Here is a 6,537-nt window from a genome sequence, read left to right as displayed (position 1 = left end):
GGCATCCGATATGCCATTATCGAACCGTGAGGTCACCGTACTGCGGTATCTGGCGAATGGCTTATCGAATAAGGAAATTGCCGAACAGCTGCTATTAAGCAACAAAACCATTAGCGCGCACAAATCCAATATTTATTCCAAGCTCGGTGTGCAAAGCATTGTGGAATTAATTGATTACGCCAAGGCACACGAGCTGCTATAACCTGAATTCACTCCCTGCAGTTTATCTGAGTTGCAGGGAGTGCGGTCAGCGCTAATTATAATTAATCATAAATGTGGCATCCGCATCGGCGCGTCCGGGTCGGGGGTTATCCGCTGTGGCAATATAATTAGCATAAAATGACAACACGGCATTACCCTGCGCATCTACCGCTACCGGCTGGCTGGCCTGCTGTAACGCAAGACGTGTTTTATCCGCATCCCTGATCTCCACCGCGACGTTATTCGCCGTACTGGCATCATTCAACGCCAGCAATCCGCTGTCACTCCCGTCAGTTTTCCCGGAAAACGTAATTGATGCCGAGCCTGGCGGACAGCCAGTCAGCTTCAGCGTAAAGGGCATGGGCTGCGTGCGGCTCCCCGTGGTGTTGAGCTGCTTCGTCGGCCAGGTGCCCAGCGTGACGGTCTTGTCGCTGTCGCTGCCCTCTGCCACGCAGGTAAAATCAACGATATTGCCGTACATCTGAATATTGATCTCGCCCAGCGCTGTGGCTGACCACGCGTTTGCCTGACACATCGTCAGGGCCAGCGCAGCGAAAGGCCATTTCCAGTTCCCCATCTCTTCCCCTTAATCGTAATCCACGCGCAGATAGCCGCGAGAGGTGAACCGGCCTTCTGCTGGCTTATTCCCCGTAATGCTCACCGGCCAGACCCGGATCCCCACCTGCGCCTGCGCGCTGTCATCCAGACGGAACGGAATTTTGCTGTTCAGGTTGTTAGGCGTCAGAGGCGTACCGCTATCGTTCGCCACGACAAACCCTAAATCCGGGTTATCGGAAACCAGCGCATTGCCCGAGATTTTTTCCGCCTCGATGCGCATCGTCAGATACGCATTGGCCTCCACATTGGTGCACTTAATGGCAATGGTTTTGCTTTGTGGTGAGACGTTCTGAGGACGATTGCCGGCCCCCGCCTGGCTGAACAACGACGCGCCAATATCACCAAAATCAAACTCCACCACCTGCCCGGCGTTAATCGCACAGCTTTGTGGTACCTGAATGGTGCCGCTGTAGCTGATGGTATAGACCGGCGTATTCAACGGATCGGATGACGTGGTGGTGACATAGACGGTGAACATGGTCTGCTGGGGGATCACCACCATGTTGATAAACCGCCGTGTGACCCGCAGACGAAAGACCAGCTTCGAATCGGTGACAGGAAACGCTTTGTTGTTCGGAACGTTAGGGTGCTGCCCCATCTGAATGTAGTCTGACGGTGGATAGAAAGTGCCCGCGTAGTCATCGTGGATCTGCATTGCGCCATCAAGGTAGTCATTCAGCTTCACATACTTATAGCCATCAATTACCGTCGTTATCGGCAGGCTGGTGACATAACTACGCATCGTGGACTTTCCGGTTGTTCCTTTAGGGCAAATGGCGTTCACGCCCACCAGCCCGGATTTTTGCGCAAGGGTCACAATCTGCCCCGGTTTGTTATTGGAACTGTTAAAGACGTTTGAAAGATCGTATGAGATATCCTTCGGCACGCCCGTGGCGTTCTGGCAAACCGTCGCCCACGCGGGCATCGTGCTGCAGAGCAGCGCTAAGCTAAACACATTGCGTAAACTGCGCATCTTTGGGTTCCTGTTAACGGTCACAGCTTGCCCCCGCCATGGTAATGGCCTGGTTTTGGCTTTCAGGCGATAAACGATAGTGCGCACGACACTGGGACTGCATCCCATTGCCCCACTGAATAAGCAACTCCCCTTCCAGCGGCAGCCCGCTCAGGTAAATCTGCCCGTCATCGCCCACCATACTGGTGACCCCGCTCTGGGTTTCACGGACCACGGCACCAAACGGCACAGGCTGGTTGCCGCGGGTCACGGTCAGCAGGGCACGCACGCCGATACGGGTATCGAAGCTGGCGCGCACCAGCGCACCTTTGGTCGGTACTACGCTGCTGACGTTATTTTCGATGTCGGTGTTGTTACTCATGGAGTTGGTATCCAGCGCCACGCGGTTATAGCGGTAGACGGTGGCATACGGCATAACCGCGTAGCCTCGCCAGTCGGTTTTCACCCCGGTCTGGTTTTCCACGCTGACGCCCGAGGCTCCCGGCGCTTTGATCAGGACGTTAGTGTCGCCCAGCGGCTGGCTGAAGGTGACGCCGTCGGCATGGCCCACCACCCCACCGGAGAGCTGCCAGTTGAGATCATGCTGATCGCGCGCGTAGTTGTAGCCCACCCCCAGCGTGCCGTAGGTCGCCTGCCAGTTTGCGCTGGCGCTACCGCTTGAGCCGTTGGTGCTGGCGTGCCCCTGCGTAACGCTGTAGTTCAGGTTGCGATCTTCCAGCAGGGTGCCGCTGACCCCGGTTTGCCAGCTGGTATCACCGTCGCTGTTGCGGCTGGCTGAGGCCGTGGCGTAAGCGCGATCGATGGCGCTGTCCCGGCGATATCCCTGACGGGTAAAGAGGCTGAACGGCACCGAGACGTTAAAGGACGCGATCCGGTCCGTTCCCTCTATCCCAACGGACTTGTTCCACGACCATGACAGGGAGTAGTTGATCCCTTTTACACCTCCGGCATAGCCGAGCTGATACCAGAGGTTCGACTGGCTGGTGCCCCAGTAGGTCTGCTCGCTGCCGGAGACATAGACTGAGCCGTAATCACCCAGCGACTGAGAGATGTTGAGCTGGAAGCGCCCTTTTTTATTCCACGTCAGGTTGTGATAGCTCTGCACGTCCGGCACGCCGTCATCATCCTTGCTGTCGGCATACTGATAGCCTTCCATCGAACGCCAGGCCACATCATCCAGGGTGTAAAACCCTTTCGTGGAGTAGCGATAGCCCAGCAGCTGGAAGTTGGTGCCAAATCCGTTGAGTGATTTTGCATACAGGAAACGCAAGGACTGGCCCTCATGGCGGCTGTCGTCCGCCAGCTGGCTGCGGGCATGGGTGATATCGACCGACACCGCCCCCCAGTCACCGAGGTTTTTCCCGGCGCCAATGGCCACCGCGGTATAGCGCGACGCCAGCTGCGTACCGCCGTAGAGCGTGTAACCATTGGCCAGACCGGTAATCAGCGTGCCCTGGGTGAAGAACGGCGTGTCCTGATCGCTGTTACCGCTGCGGTAATCCCCGGCCACGAGGTCATACTTCCAGCGACCTTCACGCTGCAACAGCGGCACGGTGGAGTACGGCACGGTATAGCGTTGCTGGCTGCCGTCCTTCTCTTCTACGGTCACTTCCAGATCGCCGCTTGAAGAGGTAGGGTTCAGATCGGTAATGGCAAACGCGCCAGGCTGGACATAGCTCTGGTAGATAACATAGCCGTTCTGGCGAACAACCACTTTGGCCGGGGTACGGGCGATACCGCGCACGGTTGGCGCGTAGCCCTGCAGGCTGTCCGGGTACATGCTGTCGGACGAGAAAAGCCGCCCGCCGCGGAAACCGACGCTGTCAAAGACATCATTGCCGGTATTGCTGTCGCCCAGCACCAGCTCGCTTTTGAGCGGAATGACGGTGCGCTGCGCCCAGGTGCCAATGTTCTGCCAGTTACTGTGCCGCTGGCCGTTGTTTTGCGTATAACGCCAGGCGCCGTTATTGCGTAAACGCCAGGCGCCATAGTTCAGCCCGCTCTGCAGGTTCAGATAGTAGCTGTCATCCTCGCTTCCCCGGTTGCCGGTAAAGCTGTAGTTCAACAGCGCGGCGGGGATCCCTTCATCCCACTGTTCAGGCGGGATATAGCCACGGGCGCTGTTCTGCATCGCCACCTGCGGCAGGCTGATATTCAGACGCTGCGAGGCGAAGTTAAATGCGACCAGACTGCCGGGGATCGCTGTCGCCAGCGGGACACAGGTGTCGTCCTGCTCCTTTACCAGCTCGGGAAACGCGGCGAGGTTAACGCCAAACCGTTCCAGCATTTTACGTGTGATGCATGGCGCCAGTCCGCCCGCCACCGGTGGCGTATCGTCGGCCTGCTCAAAGCGCACGTCCTGGGTCGCGATAAACTCATCGTTACGCCAGATATCCACGCGATACACGCCGGGTGCCTGCTGGTGACCTTGTTCAAAACGCGATAAATCCGCCACGCTGGCGGTATCGTCGGACAAAAAGGCCGGGTTAAAGTAGCTTTCGCTCCAGCCCGACTGCGGCCAGAGCGTTGCCATCAGCGCCAGTGCAACCGGGCAGTAACGCCATTGATGATTATTCATCGCCCTGACTCTGCTCACAGGTTGACGCTACGCGCCGGAGTAATGGCACCGTAGTCATTGACGCTCTGCCAGGAGAGCGTACCGCCCGCACCAGCCGGCAGCGCCTGCTGTGCCGAATTTTTTGGCGCAATCATGATGTTATCCAGCGTCTGTCCGCCCAGCTTCAGATTGACCAGCGTGATGTAATACGGTGAGGCGTTGCTGATCTTCAGATGCGAGCCAACGCGCTCAAAGCGCAGCTGAGAGAGCGCCTCTTCCGGCTGCATTGCCAGATTATTCGGGCGCACAAACAGCTTGATACGCGACAGGATGGCCAGTTGCAGCACGTTGTTGTTTTCGGTTTTGGCTTTGTTCACTGACGGGATCGCTTTCACGTTCATGTAAAACAGCGATTCACGATCGGCAGGCAACGCAGGCCCGGCGTAAATAATGCGCAGCGTGTTTTCGCTGTCCGGCTCGCTGACAAACAGCGGTGGCGTGACGGCAAAGGTTTTTTCTTTTTGCCCGTTTGCGTTTTCGATCCACGCGTTAATTAAATAGCGTTCTTGCTTGTTACTGTTGGTGATCGCCAGTGAAGTTTGTTTAGCATCTGCCGGATAAATAACGCGCGTGGCTCCAAGTGCAATACCGCCGGACGCATTCGCGCTTGCAGAAACCATCATTAAAATAAACGATAAAATCAGTCCTGGTTTAATTAGGGTATTCATCAAAACCGTACCTTTAATAATGTGTTCGCAGGTGTTATGGATAAATCAACGTAAACCAGACATCCGACTGAATATTGCCTGGCACAAGGTGTTCGGAAATAGCCCGATATCGGGCGCTAAAATGAAACGCAAGCTCGCGGGTATCAATGGGCAGCCAGCTGACCGCCGTGGCGTTGGGGATTATCTGACGCTGCTGTTCGTCAAAGAGAGCCAGCCCCACCCCGCTGCTGATGGGTGTTTCACCGGGGCGCGATGTTGCCAGAAAAACCTGCGGGTCTTCCGCGGGCGTGATGCCCTGGAACTGGATCCCGACGGTGCGTGAGACATCCACGCTGCAATCCAGCAGCCGCACGGTAAAAGGCACATTTACGGTGGAAAAACTGCCCACCCCGGAAAACGAGTTGGTCCGGTATTGTCCCATATCGATGCGCATATTCTGGCTGTCTGGCGCCACGGCGCAGCCACCGTTTACCAGTTCACCCCGGAGGTGTACTTTGCCGCCGTCAATCACCACCGTATGGGCGAATGCCTGGGAAGCCATCGCAAGGGTTAACAGCAGTAGTGTTCCTGTCCTTGTCATCCTTCGTTCCTGGCCTGAGCGTATGACGGGCCTCATCCCTGAGGCCAAAACATCCCTGTACGGAGGAATTATTCGTATTTCATAACGAAAGTGGCGTCAGCATTTGCCTGGCCTGGTTCAGTGGTCGCAGCAGTGGCTTTATAACGCGCGCTGAAGTTCAGGGTGTTGGTGCCCTGGATCAGGTTCTGCGCAGCAGAGAAGGTGGCACCGTCTGGCGTCAGAACGCTGGATTTGCTGTCGAGGATCTCGATACCAACACCTTTCGCGGTGTTGTCGTTGCTACCGGAAGTCACTGCCAGCAGGGTTTTGTCAGTTGCGTCGATCTGACCGGTGAACGCCACAGCAGCCGTTTTCGCCACCAGCGGATCGCAATCGTTCAGTTCGATGGTGAATGGAATATTGGTGGTGGTATCACCCACTTTGGTGAATTTCGCGGTACGGTACTGACCGAGATTAACGGTCTGCTCGGAAGAATCGGTATTTACTGAACATGCAGCATTAACCAGTTCACCTTTAAAATGCACGGTACCGCCATTTACGGAAACTGGCGTAACCGGATCGGCAGCGTGAGCGGCACCCGCGACCAGGGCCAGTGAAGCAATAACAGTAGAAGCAATGTTGCTGAGTTTCATGTCTATTCCTTTAAAATGTAAATAACCCTTCCCGCGAATTATCGGGAATAAGAAATACGTTCAATTGAAAAATTGAAAGCTTATTTCGGAGGAGACAAAGTAGCTCAGGAAACTATTTTTAAATATGTCAAAACGCTGCCATTTTACCAGGTCACATCCTAATCCTGCCTAAGAAATTGACCATCACCCGAGAAGGGTCTTTACGCCCGCCGGAGGAAAACTCGCAAAGGGTGACTGACAGCGGCGCT

The 6,537-nt window shown here is 55.8% G+C and carries 7 protein-coding genes; 1 reads left to right on the top strand and 6 read right to left on the bottom strand.

Annotated features, from left to right (window positions below):
- A partial coding sequence (locus tag M8370_RS19435) for a LuxR C-terminal-related transcriptional regulator (RefSeq protein WP_250021609.1) occupies positions 1-202 on the top strand: 202 nt, incomplete at its 5' end.
- 51 nt (positions 203-253) lie between these two features.
- Here M8370_RS19435 and sfmF read toward each other — a convergent pair.
- The 6 genes from sfmF to fimA all read right to left on the bottom strand — a co-directional run bounded on the left by sfmF (position 254) and on the right by fimA (position 6,289).
- Entirely contained in the window at positions 254-778 is a 525-nt protein-coding gene (gene sfmF, locus M8370_RS19430) for a fimbria assembly protein (RefSeq protein ID WP_020685034.1), read from the bottom strand.
- A 9-nt stretch (positions 779-787) separates the two neighbouring features.
- The gene (fimH, locus tag M8370_RS19425; RefSeq protein ID WP_020685033.1) at positions 788-1,792 is read right to left on the bottom strand and encodes a type 1 fimbria D-mannose specific adhesin FimH; all 1,005 of its coding nucleotides are present in this window, start codon (positions 1,790-1,792) and stop codon (positions 788-790) included.
- A 13-nt stretch (positions 1,793-1,805) separates the two neighbouring features.
- Positions 1,806-4,370 (bottom strand): fimbrial biogenesis usher protein, encoded by a 2,565-nt coding sequence (locus M8370_RS19420; RefSeq protein WP_250021608.1) that lies wholly within the window; start codon positions 4,368-4,370, stop codon positions 1,806-1,808.
- 14 nt (positions 4,371-4,384) lie between these two features.
- Entirely contained in the window at positions 4,385-5,077 is a 693-nt protein-coding gene (gene fimC, locus M8370_RS19415) for a type 1 fimbria chaperone FimC (RefSeq protein ID WP_013095932.1), read from the bottom strand.
- 34 nt (positions 5,078-5,111) lie between these two features.
- Positions 5,112-5,657: a type 1 fimbrial protein subunit FimI gene (gene fimI, locus M8370_RS19410; RefSeq protein ID WP_013095931.1), complete on the bottom strand. Its 546-nt coding sequence runs from the start codon at positions 5,655-5,657 to the stop codon at positions 5,112-5,114.
- Between the two features lie 68 nt (positions 5,658-5,725).
- A complete protein-coding gene (gene fimA, locus M8370_RS19405) occupies positions 5,726-6,289 on the bottom strand; it encodes a type 1 fimbrial major subunit FimA (protein ID WP_013095930.1) in 564 nt (187 codons plus the stop codon).
- Between the last annotated feature and the right edge of the window lie 248 nt (positions 6,290-6,537).

Origin of the sequence: Enterobacter cloacae complex sp. OE43NF (assembly GCF_023544405.1) — a bacterium.
GTDB classification, from domain to species: Bacteria; Pseudomonadota; Gammaproteobacteria; order Enterobacterales; family Enterobacteriaceae; genus Enterobacter; species Enterobacter cloacae.
This window is presented reverse-complemented; position numbering and strand designations above follow the sequence as displayed.